Below are 13280 nucleotides of genomic sequence, written 5' to 3'. Positions count from 1 at the left end.
ATTTGCATGCTGGCTCTGTAAATCCTTGATTTTTTTGCCCAAAATGCGCGGCATTCCCCCGATTGAGGAGAGACCGCGATGTCCTATTCCGTGCCCGAGCAAGACAACCCAGTGCGCGCCGCCGACGCGCAGCAAGCCGCCGCCTGCGGCAGCCAGACCATGCACTGGCATGCGCCGGCCAAGCCCGCCGCGGCCTCCGAAGCGCAGCGCTGGCCCGTGGAGGCAGTGCAGTCCTTGCTGGACCTGCCTTTTCTGGACTTGTTGCACCGTGCTCAGAGCGTGCACCGTGAGAACTGGCCTGCAGGCGAGATCGAGCTGGCGACCCTGCTGTCCGTCAAGACCGGCGGCTGCCCCGAGAATTGCGGCTATTGCCCGCAGTCGGCCGAGTTCGATACGGGCGTGAAGGCCGAGAAGCTGATGAGCGTGGAGGAAGTCACCCGCGCCGCCAAGGCGGCCCAGGATGCCGGAGCCACCCGCTTTTGCATGGGCGCTGCCTGGCGCGCGCCCAAGGACCGCGACATCGAGAAGATGAACGAGCTGATCGGTGCCGTGAAGGGGCTGGGCATGCAGACCTGCGCCACGCTTGGCATGCTGCTGCCCCATCAGGCGGCATCGCTGCGCGATGCGGGTCTCGACTATTACAACCACAACCTCGACACCGCGCCCGAGTACTACAAGGATGTGGTCAGCACGCGCCAGTACCAGGACAGGCTGGACACGCTGGCTGCCGTGCGCGATGCGGGCATCAGCGTCTGCTGCGGCGGCATCATCGGCATGGGCGAGACCGAGGTCCACCGTGCCGGCCTGATTGCCCAGCTCGCGAACATGGAGCCCTATCCCGAGTCCGTGCCCATCAACAGCCTGGTGCCCGTGCCCGGCACGCCGCTGGCCGACAGCGAGCCGGTGGATCCGCTGGACTTTGTCCGTGTGATCGCCGTGGCGCGCATCACAATGCCCAAGGCCCGCGTGCGCCTGTCGGCGGGCCGCCAGCAACTGGGCGAGGCCGTGCAGACCCTGTGCTTCATGGCGGGAGCCAATTCCATCTTCTACGGCGACAAGCTGCTGGTGACCGGCAATCCCGATGTGGAGGCCGATACCACCTTGATGCGCAAGCTGGGGCTCAAGGGCCTGGGGGCATCGGCCGCGAGCTGATCCCTGATTCTTCCCCGGCCATCGCGCCGGGGCTTTCTCATTGCAAATTGCATGGCCCTGCCTCCGGTGCAGGCCAGGCCGCGCTGCGCCTGCGTTTTGACAAGGCGGGTGATTCGCCTCAGGAGTTTTTGATGGAACACAGTCTTGCCAGCCGCAGCGTGCGCCATGTCTGGCATCCCTGCACCCAGATGAAGCGGCACGAAGCCGCGCCGCCGATTGCCATTGACCACGCCACCGGGCCCTGGCTGGTGGATACCGAGGGCCGCCGTTATCTGGACGGCATCAGTTCCTGGTGGGTCAATCTGTTCGGTCACTCGCATCCGCATATCCGGGCGGCGCTGACCGAGCAGATGTGCAAGCTCGATCATGTGATGCTGGCCGGCTTCACCCATGCCCCCGTGGTCGAACTGTCCGAGCGCCTGGCCGGCCTGACCGGCCTCGGTCATGCGTTCTATGGCAGTGACGGCGCTTCGGCCACCGAGATCGCGCTGAAGATGAGCGCTCATTACTGGCGCAACCAGGGGCATTCTGCCAAGCACCGTTTCGTGGGTCTGGCCGGCGGCTACCACGGCGAGACCGTAGGCGCGCTGTCGGTCACCGATATTGCGCTGTTTCGCGATGCCTATGGCCCTCTGGTGCGTCTGTCGGCCACGGTGCCCAGCCCCGATGCCCGTCAGGCCCGGCCTGGCGAAACCGCTGCCGATGTGGCACGCCGCGCAGCAGAGGGTCTGGAGTCCTGGCTGCAAGCGCATCACCAGGAGACTGCAGCCCTGATTCTGGAGCCGCTGGTGCAGTGCGCCGCCGGCATGGCCATGCATGACGCCGAATACCTGCGTCTGGCCCGGGCGCTGTGCGACCGTTATTTGGTGCATCTGGTGGTGGATGAGATCGCCGTGGGCTTTGGCCGTACCGGCAGCCTGTTTGCCCATCAGCAGGCAGGTATCAGGCCGGACTTCATCTGCCTGTCCAAAGGCCTGACGGGCGGCACGCTACCCCTGTCTGCCGTGCTGACGACCGATGAGGTCTATGCCGCTTTTTATGACGACGATGCTGCGCGCGGCTTTCTGCACTCGCATTCCTATACCGGAAACCCCCTGGCCTGCCGCGCTGCCGTGGCCACGCTGGAGCTGTTCGAGCAGTTGGACCAGCTGGCTGCCAACCGGCAACTGGCTGAAAAGATCAGTGCTGCATTCGCCGGGCTGAATGCTCACCCCCGTGTCAGCAACCCGCGCCAGCAGGGAATGATCTGGGCCTGGGACATCGATACCTCCCTGCCGGACTTTGCGCAGCGCTACCACCAGGCGGCGCTGGATCTGGGCCTGCTGCTGCGCCCCATAGGACGCACGCTGTACTGCATGCCGCCCTATGTGCTGAACGATACCGATATCGCCCACCTGGGTCAGGCGGCGCTGGCCGCGTTGAATACCAGCTTGCAGCAGGAAGCGGAGCTTGCCGCGAAGAAGGGAAAAGCATGATCGGCTGTTTCGTCACGGGCACCGATACCGGTGTGGGCAAGACCCTGGCCAGCTGCGCACTGCTGCACGCACTGGCAGGACACCATTCGCGCGTGGTGGGCATGAAGGCCGTGGCCGCAGGCGCCGAGCCCGACGGGCATGGGGGCTGGGTCAACGAAGACACGGTAGCCCTGCGTGCTGCCTCCACGCTGGCCGTGCCGGCAGTGCTGGACAACCCCGTGCTGCTGCCAGACCCCATGTCGCCGCATATCGCGGCCCGGCGCGCGGGCGTGGAGGTGACTTTGGCGCCGATTCTGGACGCTTACCGGCAACTGACCGCGCAGGCCGATGCCGTGGTGGTCGAGGGCGCAGGCGGCTGGCGTGTGCCGCTGTCCGAGACTCTGTGCATTGCCGATCTGGCCGTGGCGCTGCAACTGCCAGTGGTGCTGGTGGTGGGCCTCAAGCTCGGTTGCCTGAACCATGCGGTGCTGACCGCCGAGGCGATTCGCGCAGCAGGCTTGCCGCTGGCGGGCTGGGTGGCCAGCCGTGTGGAGCCGCAGATGCTGGTGCCCGAGGAAAACATGGACTGGCTGCGCAACCAGCTGGGACGGCTTGGCGCGCCGCTGCTGGCCGATATTCCGTGGCAGGCCACTCCCGATCCTCGCCTGACCAGTTTCTCCTTACCCAAGGAATGGCAATGACAGCATCTTCCAATTTCTGGCTGCAGGATATTCCACGGCAGCTGGCAGCCCTGGACGCCGCCGCGCTGCGCCGTACCCGCCGTACCGTAGCGCCCCTGCAAGGCGCGCGCATTCTGGTCGACGGGCAGCCCATGCTGCAGTTCTGCAGCAACGACTATCTGGGGCTGGCACAGCACCCGGCCATGATTGAGGCGGCCTGCGCCGGTGCGCAGGATTTCGGTGTGGGCTCGGGCGGCTCTCCCATGGTCAACGGCCATAGCACGGCCAATGCCGCGCTGGAGGAGGAACTGGCCCGCTTTGTGCAGCTGCCCCGTGCGCTTTACTTCTATGCCGGGTTTGCCACCAATGCCAGCATCATCCCGGCGCTGGTGGGGGCGGGCGACGCCATTTTCTCTGACGCTCTGAACCACGCCAGCCTGATCGATGGCTGTCGCCTGTCGCGTGGCCAGATCCACCGTTTCGAGCATGGCGATCTGGCTGCATTGGAGCAACTGCTGGCTGCTTGCCCGGTGCAGCGCAAGTTGGTGGTGAGCGATGCCGTCTTCAGCATGGATGGCAATGTGGCAGATATCGAGGGGCTGCTGGCATTGTGCGAGCGCTACGACGCGTTGCTGCTGCTCGACGATGCCCACGGCTTCGGCGTGCTCGGCCCGCAAGGCCGTGGCAGCCTCGCGGCTGCGGGGCTGACAGGGGTCAAGGCCTCGCCACGTGTGCTTTACATGGCCACGCTGAGCAAGGCGGCCGGTGTCTCGGGCGCCTTTGTGGCAGGTCATGAGTTGCTGATCGAGTGGCTGCTGCAGAAAACGCGCAGCTACACCTTTGCGACGGCCGCCCCTGCGATGCTGGCGCGTGCATTGCAAACCAGTCTGCAGCTGATTGAGGAGCAGAGCGCTTTGCGTGAGCAGCTGCAGGCTCGTATTGCCCAGCTGCGCGCGGGTCTGCAGCCCTTGTTGCAGGGCAAGGGCTGGCGGCTTTTGCCATCGGACACGGCCGTGCAGGCACTGGTGGTGGGCGGCAACGACGCTGCGCTCGGCCTTATGGAGGGGCTGCGCCGCCATGGCCTGTGGGTGCCCGCGATTCGCCCTCCCACCGTGCCCGTGGGCACGGCTCGGCTGCGTATCGCCTTGTCGGCGCTGCATACCGAGGCCGATGTGAAGCAATTGCTGGCGGCGCTGCAGGAGCTTGCCGGCTGAGGCCTGGCCGTTTTGCGCTGGCGCGCCGGTCGCTGTCAGTGGCGTAGCGCCTGCAGCACCTGCGCCAGCTTCCTCGCGGCGACTTCCAGTTCATGCGGTGCGTGAGCGGCAAATCCCATGAGAAAACCCGTCTGTTGCGGGCTCGATGCATGCAGCTGCGTCAAGCCGAGCAGGTCTATGCCCGCCCTGCGCGCACCATCCACGGCGGCGCGTTCAGCAATGCCGTGCAACAGGGTGCACGGCATCTGCATGCCTCCCGCCGGCACCCGTGGCTCGAGGAAGTCGCCCAGATGCTCGCGCACCAGCCGCGCCAGCACATCGCGTCGCTCGGCATAGACGGCGCGCATGGTACGCACATGCGCTCCCAGGTGCCCGCCTTCGATGAACCGCGCCAGCGTCAATTGCGCAATCGCTGCGCTGTGTCCATCCAGCAAGGTTCGCGCCACCGTCATGGGGGCGACCAGCGAAGCCGGCAACACCATATAGCCTATGCGTAGCCCAGGGAACATCGATTTGGTGAAGGTGCCGACATAGATCGTGCGCTCGTGCTGATCCAGCCCCTGTACGCAGGCCATGGGCTTGCCGGCGTAGTGAAATTCGCTGTCGTAGTCATCTTCGATGATCCAGGCCTGCTCCTGCTGCGCCCAGGCTATGGCGGCCAGCCGGCGATCCAGAGCCAGCGTGGTGCCCGTCGGGAACTGGTGGGATGGAGTCAGGAACACCGCCCTGGCAGCGGGTAGGGTCTGCAGTAAGTCCACCCGCATGCCGTCGCCGTCCAGCGGCACGGGCACACATTCCAGCCCCGCCGCATCGAAGGCTTTGCGTGCGCCGTGATACACAGGGTCTTCGATGAAGATGCGATCACCGGCATCGAGCAGTACATTGGCGCACAGGGTCAGAGCCTGTTGCGAACTGGTCAGCACCAGCACGCGCTCGGGCGTGGCGCGCGCGCCGCGCTCCAGGTTGACATAGGCGGCAATGGCCTGGCGCAAAGCCTCGGTGCCCTGCGGTGGACTGTGCAGCAGAGCCCGGGTGCCGTGCTCCTTGAGCACCTGCCGCTGCAGGCGCTCCCAGGTCTGAAGCGGGAAGTTGCGTGTCTCAGGCACACCGGGCGCAAAAGCGCGTGGCGCGAGGAAGTCACGCAGGCCACCGCCCGCGAACATGGCTGCGCCGCGTTGGCTCAAACGCAGGGCGGGAACGCGCGCCAAAGGACTTTGCATCAGGCCACGCCCCGGAAGGCGTTGCACCTGCTCGGACACAAAGCTGCCGCTGCCCGTGCGTCGTTCGATAAAGCCTTCGGCATGCAACTGGCCATAGGCGGCCTCCACCGTATCGCGCGAGACACCCAAGGATTGGGCCAGGGCTCGCGATGCCGGCAGGCGCCGGCCCACGTCCAGCGCGCCATCGAGGATCAGCTGCCGTATGGCCCGTTGGATGCGGACATGCAGCGGCAAGGCGCCATGAGCGGGGTCGCCGATCCAGGCTTTGACGGATTCGAGTTGGGCGTGCTTGAACAAATGGTCTGTATTCCTGCAAAAAAGTGGCCGGGAGTATCAGGCCATTTCGATTCTATAAATCTGCTACCCCATGGGGTCAATCACTTTTCCGGGAGCCCTTGCAAGACCATGTCAACCACCCACTCGCCTTCGTCTCTTCGCTGGAACGATCTCACACATCCCGTCGTGGCAGGCCTGATCTCGGTCATCGTCAACTACGGCGGTACCTTCATCCTTGTGTTCCAGGCGGCCAAGGTGGCGGGCCTCGGCCCCGAGTTGACGGCCTCCTGGGTATGGTCGATCTCGATTGGCGTAGGGCTGACAGGTCTGCTGCTCAGTTGGGCGACGCGCGAGCCCATCATCACGGCCTGGTCCACACCTGCTGCGGCATTCCTGGTGACTGCCCTTGCGAGCACGCCCTATGCCGAAGCAGTGGGGGCCTACCTGGTCTCCGCGCTGGCTTTCGTGGTGCTGGGGCTGTCGGGATATTTCGAGCGCGTCATCCGGCTTATTCCTGCCGGCATTGCGGCCGGACTGCTCGCGGGCATCCTGCTGCAATTCGGTATCAAGGCGTTTGGTGGCATGAGCGTCGATCCCATGTTGGCGGGCCTGCTGATCGCGACCTATGTGGTGCTCAAACGGATTTCGGCACGCTATGCCGTCGTCGGCATCCTGGTGCTGGGGCTGGTCTTTTTGCTGTCGCAGAATCGGGTCGATCTGTCCGGGCTGGAGTTGCAGCTTGCTGCCCCAGTGTTCACCAGGCCGGAATTCTCGCTCAATGCCCTGCTCAGCGTCGCGCTGCCGCTGTTTCTCATCACGCTGACCGGCCAGTACATGCCCGGCATGCTGGTGCTGCGCAACGATGGCTTCAAGACCAGCGCCAATCCCATCGTCACGATCACGGGCCTGGGCTCGCTGCTCATGGCTCCGTTTGGTTCGCATGCGTTCAACATCGCCGCGATCACGGCTGCAATCGCTACGGGCCCGCAGGCGCATGAAGATCCCTCCAGGCGCTGGATTGCCGGCGTTGTTGCAGGCATGTGCTACATCCTGGTCGGCGTGTTCGGGGTCACGCTGGCGGCGGTCTTCATGGCTTTTCCTGCCACCTTCATCACCACGCTGGCAGGCCTCGCCCTGCTGGGCACCATTGGCGCCAGCCTGGCCACGGCCCTGGCGGATGCCAAGGTGCGCGAGGCCGCGTTGATCACCTTCCTGGCTGCTGCCGCCAACATCACGTTGCTGGGTATTGGCGGCGCCTTCTGGGGCCTGGTCATAGGGCTGCTCGCCTATGCCGTCCTCAACGGCCGGCTGCCTTGGAGCGCACAGTCGGCCGCGATAGCCGCCATGGAAAAAGGATGAGGTGATGCCCATGACTTCAGAAACCCCGACCCGTCACGATCAACATGGCCTGTACCCCGAGGCCGGCACGGTAGAGGGCTTTCGTCGCAACCTCGCCACCGTGCAGGAACGCATTGCAGCGGCCTGCCAGCGCGCGGGGCGTGATCCAGCCAGCGTGCGCTTGCTGCCCGTCAGCAAGACCAAGCCGCAAGCCAGCCTGCGTCTGGCCTATGCAGCGGGCTGCCGCCTGCTGGGCGAGAACAAGGTACAGGAAGCGTTTGGGAAATGGGAGTCCATGCAGGACCTGGCCGATCTGCGCTGGTCGGTCATCGGCCACCTGCAGACCAACAAGGCCAGGCTGGTGGCACGTTTTGCCAGCGAGTTCCAGGCATTGGACAGCCTGCGCGTGGCAGAGGCGCTGGACAGGCATCTGCAGGCCCAAGGGCGGTCGCTGGACGTGTTCGTGCAAGTCAATACCTCGGGCGAGGCCAGCAAATATGGCTTGAGTCCCGAGGCTGTTCCGGACTTCATCCAGCAACTGCCTGTGTTTTCCGCGTTGCGCGTGCGTGGTCTGATGACGCTGGCGCTGTTTTCCGCCGAGACCGAACGGGTGCGTCGGTGTTTCATTCTCCTGCGCGAGCTGCGCGATCGGTTGCAGCAAAGCGCGCCTGCGGGCATGGAGCTGGATGCTCTGTCGATGGGGATGTCCGGCGATTTCGAGATCGCCATCGAGGAGGGCGCTACCGTGGTGCGCGTGGGGCAGGCCATCTTCGGCGCGCGTCCGTTACCCGATAGCTATTACTGGCCAACGCGCTCTGATCCGGATACGCCGGAATCCGTTACCGATTGATATGGCATAGGCGCAATCGCAGGTGGCTTGTACCCGCGCGGTGCGTTGCGGCCGTAGCAAGCCGGCCAATCTGCCGCCAGGTCCTGCGGGTGCTGCGCCATGCCCGGCAAGCGCAACGCGCGATTTTTGCCGCTGAGACCGGGCATTGGCCCGCTGCAGAGTTCTCTTGAGCTGGTTGATGTCCGCCAGTTTTCTTTTACATCCCACCGGAGCATTGCATGCCACAAACCGATTCCCATCTGATGAGGGCATACGCCCGCCAACCTGTTTCTTTTGTGCGCGGTCGCGGTGCCCGCCTTTGGGACGAGCAGGGGGTGGAATACCTGGACGCCATCGCCGGCGTGGCTGTCACCAGCCTGGGTCATGCACATCCGGAGATCGCCGCCGTCATGGCCGAGCAAGCCGCGACGCTGCTGCATACCTCCAACGTGTTCCGTATCGACTGGCAGGAGCAGCTTGGCGAGCGCTTGTGCGCGCTCGCCGACATGGAAAAGGTGTTCTTCTGCAATTCGGGTGCCGAGGCCAATGAGACGGCTCTCAAGCTCGCCCGCTTGCGCGGGCATCGCAAGCAGGTGGCCGAGCCGCAAATTCTCGTGATGGAGAACGCTTTTCATGGCCGCACGCTGGCGACACTCGCCGCCACGGGCAACGCGGCCAAGCAACAAGGCTTCGAGCCGCAGATGCCGGGCTTTGTGCGCGTGCCCTATGACGACATCGATGCAGTGCGCCGTGCGGCCCAGGAAGTACCAGGTATCGTCGCCGTGCTGGTCGAGCCCGTACAGGGCGAAGGCGGCATCCGTGTCGCCAGTCCCGGCTACCTGCGCGCTCTGCGCGAGCTCTGCGACAGCCAGGGCTGGCTGCTGATGCTCGACGAGATCCAGACCGGCCTGGGCCGTACGGGGGCCTGGTTCGCGCACCGGCACGCCGGTATCACGCCCGATGTGATGACCCTCGCCAAAGCACTGGGCAACGGTGTTCCCATTGGCGCCTGTCTGGCGCGTGGCTCCGTCGCGAACCTGTTCTGTCCCGGCCAGCACGGCTCCACCTTCGGCGGCAATCCGCTGGCATGCCGCGTGGCCTGTGCCGTGCTCGACATCATGGAAAGAGACGGCATTGCGCAGCGGGCAGCACAGCTGGGCGAGCGCCTGCTGGCCGGGCTGCGGCGGGCTCTGGGAGGACACCCGGGTGTGCAGGCCATCCGAGGCCTGGGCCTGATGGCTGGGATCGAGTTGAACCGGAACTGCCAGGAGCTGGTCGGCCGCGCGCTGGCCGAACAGCGATTGCTGATTACCGTGACCCGTGAGCGCACGATCCGGCTGTTGCCGCCGCTGATCTGCGATGAGGCACAGATTGACGACATCGTTGCCAGAGTCGCCAGCCTGTGCCAGGACAGCGCACCAAGCCGCCACGCTGTTTAGCTGCCGGTGCGTGAGCGCTGCGGCCGAAGTCGTTCCTGGCGCCGCATTCCGGACTCTGATGCGCGGTCCTGTCTGCCTGCCTGCCTACCTGCCTGCATCGCGTCGGGAGCAGGCCGGTCTACTTGCCCGCACCCTCCACCTGCTTGGGGACGCGGGGAGCCACGGCACACATCAGCTCGTAGCCCAGCGTGCCGGCAGCAGCGGCGACCTCGTCGATGGGCAGCACGGCACCATTGCTGGCGCGACCCCAGAGCGTGACTTCGCTGCCCAGCCTGGCCTTGGGAACAGGGCTCAGGTCCACAGCCATCATGTCCATGCTGACGCGGCCCAGCGTGCGGGTGCGCACACCGTCCACCAGCACGGGCGTACCCGTGGGGCAGACGCGCGGATAGCCGTCCGCATAGCCGCAGGCCACCACGCCCAGGCGCAGCGGTCCGTCGCACTGAAAACGCGAGCCGTAGCCCACTGTGTCGCCGGCATGCAGCTCCTGCGTGCCGATGATTTTTGACGACAGCGTCATGGTCGGCTCAAGACCCCAATGAGCCGCATCATGGGTGGGAAAGTCTGGCGAGCTGCCGTAGAGCACGATGCCGGGGCGCACCCAGTCGCAGCGCACATTGTTTTCATCACCATGCAGCAAGGTGGCTGCGCTGTTGCTGACGCTGCGCTCGCCGGGCAGGTCCAGCGTGGTTTCGTGAAAGACCCTGAGCTGGTGATCCAGGCCATGCTCCACATCGGCATCGCTGAAGTGGGTCATGAACGAGATCTCGTCGACCTGGGGCAGAGCGTTCAGCCGCGCATAAGCCGCACGAAAACGCTCGGGTGTAAAGCCCAGCCGGTTCATCCCGCTGTTCATCTTGAGGAAAACTCGGTGGCCGACCTGGGTCTTGTGGGCGGCCAGCCAGTCGATCTGCTCGTCGCAGTGCACTGCATGCCAGATGCCCAGACGCGAGCAGATTTCCAGGTCGCGCAACTCGAACACGCCTTCGAGCAGCAGGATGGGGCCGCGCCATCCCAGATTGCGCACGCGCTGGGCCTCGTCGAGGTCCAGCATGGCAAAACCGTCCGTCGCTCGCAGACCCTCAAACACGTTTTCGATACCGTGGCCATAAGCGTTGGCTTTGATCACGGACCACAATTTGGCATCAGGGACGGCTTGCCGTACCCGCTCCAGGTTGTGGCGAACGGCTTCAGGATGGATGGTGGCAGTAATGGGACGAGGCATGGTTTTTCTCAATCAGACCAGTGGGATTCTGGCACTGTCAGCTGGAGCCTGCGTGATATAACCGCCAGTCACTTGCCACGGGGTCTATTATTTCCTTGGCATCGGTCCGTCCGGTGCCAGTTACAGCTAATTCATGAAGCGCGGTTTCTACACCATCATGTCAGCGCAGTTTTTCAGCTCGCTGGCAGACAACGCCTTGTTTGTGACCGCTGTAGAGCTGTTGCGTGCCAATGGTGCCCCCGAGTGGCAACGTGCTGCCCTGGTGCCCATGTTCGCCCTGTTCTATGTGGTCCTGGCCCCCTTTGTCGGAGCCTTTGCGGACGCCTTGCCCAAGGGCAGGGTCATGTTCATCAGCAATGCCATCAAGGTGATGGGCTGTCTGATGATGCTCTTCGGCCATCATCCCTTGATCGCCTACGCCGTCATCGGGCTGGGCGCGGCCGCCTATTCGCCGGCCAAGTACGGCATCCTGACCGAGCTGCTGCCGGCCTCTCAACTGGTCAAGGCCAATGGCTGGATCGAGGGGCTGACCATCACCTCCATCATTCTGGGCGTGCTGGTGGGCGGCCAACTGGTGGGGCCGACCGTTTCCCAGCATCTGCTGGGCTTTGACTTCCCGTATTTCAATACCGGCGTGGACACCCCAGCCGAGGCCGCAATTGCCCTGCTGATCCTGATCTACGTCGTTGCGGCCTGGTTCAATCTGCATATTCCGCTGACGGGCGTGGCCATGCGCCCGCTGCGCGAAGACCCGAACAAGAGCCTGGTTGCCAATCTGCTGGGCCTGCTGCCCGACTTCTGGCAGTGCAGCAAGCGCCTGTGGGCCGACAAGCTGGGCCAGATTTCGCTGTCCACCACCACGCTGTTCTGGGGGGCTTCGGGCAATTTGCGCTATATCGTGCTGGCCTGGGGAGCTGCGGCTCTGGGTTACAGCACCACCCAGGCCTCGGCCCTGGTGGGGGTGGTGGCAATCGGTACGGCCGTCGGTGCGGTGCTGGCATCCATGCGCATGCGCCTGGACAACGCCACGCGTGTGATCCCCCTGGGCGTGCTCATGGGCCTGCTCGTGGTCTGCATGATCTTTATCGACAATCTCTGGGTGGCCGTGCCCTTTCTCATTCTGCTTGGCGGTTTGGGCGGTTTTCTGGTCGTTCCCATGAATGCGCTGCTGCAGCATCGCGGCCATAATCTCATGGGCGCGGGCCGCTCGATTGCGGTGCAGAACTTCAACGAGCAACTGGCCATTCTGGCCATGGGCGGCTTCTACAGCCTGTCCACCAAGATGGGGCTGACTGCCTTTGGTGCGATCACGGTATTCGGTCTGCTGGTTGCCGCTAGCATGGTGCTGATCGGCATCTGGCACTGGAATAATTGCAGAAGGCACCCGGCAGAGGTTGAAAAGCTGCTGGAAGTCGCCCGCCGCGACTGCCATTGAAGCTCTGCAGCTGGCGCCGACAAGCTGCATTCACTACACGATCAATAGCTTCTAACGCTTGCAGAGCAAACGTTAGAAGCCTTTTTTATGCATAGTCCACTGCCTGTATTTGCGCTGCTGCTCAATGCCCTGATCTGGGGCTTGTCATGGTGGCCGTTTCGTCTCATGCATGAGGCCGGACTGCATCCGCTGTGGGCCACGGCAGCGATGTATGCACTGGTGCTGGCCGGCCTGCTGATACTGCGCCCGGCCAGCCTCAGGCAGGCCTGGCAATACCCGGTGCTCCTGCTGCTGGCTGCCAGTTCGGGCCTGAACAACGTGGCCTTCAACTGGGCCGTGACCGTTGGCGACGTGGTGCGCGTCATCCTTCTGTTCTATCTCATGCCGGCCTGGGCGGTGCTGCTGGCCTGGAAGCTGCTGGGCGAAAAGCCCACGCCCATGGCGCTGCTGCGCTTGTTGCTGGCCTTTGGCGGTGTGGTGCTGGTGTTGCTGCCCGCCGATGCCTCGCTCTCCGGGTTGTTTGCCGGTCTCACCCTGGCCGATGCGCTGGCCGTGTTCGGCGGCTTCATGTTTGCACTGACCAATGTGTTGCTGCGCCGCTTTCAAGGCATTCCGGCCCAGGCCCGCATGCTGGCCATGTTTGCCGGCTGCATGAGCATGGGCCTGCTGACCGCCTTGAGCGCCAGCAGCGCTGGCATGGTGCCGGGCTTTCCTGCTTTTGATGGCAGTTGGGGCTTTCTCGCACTTGGCTTGGCCGTGGTTTTGATGTTTGGTAACTGGGCTCTGCAATTTGGCGCAGCGCGTCTGCCCTCGGGCGTGACCTCGGTGGTCATGCTGTCGGAAGTGGTGTTTGCCAGCATCTCCTCGGTGCTCATCGCCCACGAGCAGCTCAGCGCACGCACGCTGGCCGGCGGTGCGCTCATCATGGGAGCAGCCTTGCTGGCCACCTTGGGCAGAGCCCCGAAAAAATAGCCCAAACCACATCAAGGACACCGAGGAAGGGCCTGGGCCGGCCGCG

Annotated in this window: 11 protein-coding genes; 9 read left to right on the top strand and 2 right to left on the bottom strand. The window is 64.4% G+C overall.

All coding sequences use genetic code 11. The features are described 5' to 3' along the window. The first annotated feature begins 159 nt into the window (after nt 1-159). The 4 genes from bioB to bioF all read left to right on the top strand — a co-directional run bounded on the left by bioB (nt 160) and on the right by bioF (nt 4500). Entirely contained in the window at nt 160-1152 is a 993-nt protein-coding gene (gene bioB / locus V8Z78_RS10710; RefSeq protein ID WP_280031107.1) for a biotin synthase BioB, read from the top strand. A gap of 131 nt (nt 1153-1283) precedes the next feature. After that, nucleotides 1284-2627 (top strand): adenosylmethionine--8-amino-7-oxononanoate transaminase, encoded by a 1344-nt coding sequence (gene bioA, locus V8Z78_RS10705; RefSeq protein WP_280031072.1) that lies wholly within the window; start codon nt 1284-1286, stop codon nt 2625-2627. Further along, nucleotides 2624-3307 carry a dethiobiotin synthase gene (bioD, locus tag V8Z78_RS10700; protein ID WP_179627252.1) on the top strand — a complete coding sequence of 228 codons (684 nt, stop codon included), beginning with the start codon at nt 2624-2626 and terminating at the stop codon, nt 3305-3307. The genes bioA and bioD overlap by 4 nt, the downstream gene beginning before the upstream one ends. Then, complete coding sequence (gene bioF, locus V8Z78_RS10695) at nt 3304-4500, top strand: 8-amino-7-oxononanoate synthase (protein WP_349731345.1); 1197 nt, start codon at nt 3304-3306, stop codon at nt 4498-4500. The genes bioD and bioF overlap by 4 nt, the downstream gene beginning before the upstream one ends. A 35-nt stretch (nt 4501-4535) precedes the next feature. Here bioF and pdxR read toward each other — a convergent pair whose 3' ends face one another. After that, on the bottom strand, nt 4536-6017 hold the full coding sequence (pdxR, locus tag V8Z78_RS10690; RefSeq protein ID WP_349731344.1) for a MocR-like pyridoxine biosynthesis transcription factor PdxR: 1482 nt from the start codon (nt 6015-6017) through the stop codon (nt 4536-4538). 108 nt (nt 6018-6125) lie between these two features. On the opposite strand from pdxR, the gene V8Z78_RS10685 reads away from it, so the two are divergent. The 3 genes from V8Z78_RS10685 to V8Z78_RS10675 all read left to right on the top strand — a co-directional run bounded on the left by V8Z78_RS10685 (nt 6126) and on the right by V8Z78_RS10675 (nt 9602). After that, nucleotides 6126-7355, top strand: coding sequence for a benzoate/H(+) symporter BenE family transporter (locus tag V8Z78_RS10685; protein WP_349731343.1), 1230 nt, complete (start codon nt 6126-6128; stop codon nt 7353-7355). A 4-nt stretch (nt 7356-7359) separates the two neighbouring features. Further along, on the top strand, nt 7360-8184 hold the full coding sequence (locus V8Z78_RS10680) for a YggS family pyridoxal phosphate-dependent enzyme (RefSeq protein WP_279090758.1): 825 nt from the start codon (nt 7360-7362) through the stop codon (nt 8182-8184). Between the two features lie 218 nt (nt 8185-8402). Next, nucleotides 8403-9602: an aspartate aminotransferase family protein gene (locus tag V8Z78_RS10675; protein ID WP_349731342.1), complete on the top strand. Its 1200-nt coding sequence runs from the start codon at nt 8403-8405 to the stop codon at nt 9600-9602. A gap of 118 nt (nt 9603-9720) precedes the next feature. On the opposite strand, the gene alr is transcribed toward V8Z78_RS10675, so the two are convergent. After that, on the bottom strand, nt 9721-10827 hold the full coding sequence (gene alr / locus V8Z78_RS10670) for an alanine racemase (protein ID WP_003070517.1): 1107 nt from the start codon (nt 10825-10827) through the stop codon (nt 9721-9723). A 133-nt stretch (nt 10828-10960) separates the two neighbouring features. Between alr and lplT the strand changes: the two genes are divergently transcribed. Continuing rightward, nucleotides 10961-12262 (top strand): lysophospholipid transporter LplT, encoded by a 1302-nt coding sequence (gene lplT, locus V8Z78_RS10665; protein ID WP_003070514.1) that lies wholly within the window; start codon nt 10961-10963, stop codon nt 12260-12262. 87 nt (nt 12263-12349) lie between these two features. After that, nucleotides 12350-13234 (top strand): DMT family transporter, encoded by an 885-nt coding sequence (locus tag V8Z78_RS10660; RefSeq protein WP_280031067.1) that lies wholly within the window; start codon nt 12350-12352, stop codon nt 13232-13234. Nucleotides 13235-13280: the final 46 nt, after the last annotated feature.

Origin of the sequence: Comamonas sp. wu1-DMT (assembly GCF_040187805.1) — a bacterium.
Taxonomy (GTDB): domain Bacteria; phylum Pseudomonadota; class Gammaproteobacteria; order Burkholderiales; family Burkholderiaceae_C; genus Comamonas; species Comamonas thiooxydans.
Note: the sequence above shows the minus strand (reverse complement) of the source record. Positions and strands in the feature narration are given on the sequence as shown.

Bases quoted from the DNA above. Each gene is read 5' to 3' on its own strand.
- V8Z78_RS10660 (WP_280031067.1), top strand. From the start codon at position 12,350: ATGCATAGTCCACTGCCTGTATTTGCGCTGCTGCTCAATGCCCTGATC.
- V8Z78_RS10675 (WP_349731342.1), top strand. From the start codon at position 8,403: ATGCCACAAACCGATTCCCATCTGATGAGGGCATACGCCCGCCAACCT.
- V8Z78_RS10680 (WP_279090758.1), top strand. From the start codon at position 7,360: ATGCCCATGACTTCAGAAACCCCGACCCGTCACGATCAACATGGCCTG.
- bioA (WP_280031072.1), top strand. From the start codon at position 1,284: ATGGAACACAGTCTTGCCAGCCGCAGCGTGCGCCATGTCTGGCATCCC.
- alr (WP_003070517.1), bottom strand. From the start codon at position 10,827: ATGCCTCGTCCCATTACTGCCACCATCCATCCTGAAGCCGTTCGCCAC.
- lplT (WP_003070514.1), top strand. From the start codon at position 10,961: ATGAAGCGCGGTTTCTACACCATCATGTCAGCGCAGTTTTTCAGCTCG.
- bioF (WP_349731345.1), top strand. From the start codon at position 3,304: ATGACAGCATCTTCCAATTTCTGGCTGCAGGATATTCCACGGCAGCTG.
- bioD (WP_179627252.1), top strand. From the start codon at position 2,624: ATGATCGGCTGTTTCGTCACGGGCACCGATACCGGTGTGGGCAAGACC.
- V8Z78_RS10685 (WP_349731343.1), top strand. From the start codon at position 6,126: ATGTCAACCACCCACTCGCCTTCGTCTCTTCGCTGGAACGATCTCACA.
- bioB (WP_280031107.1), top strand. From the start codon at position 160: ATGCACTGGCATGCGCCGGCCAAGCCCGCCGCGGCCTCCGAAGCGCAG.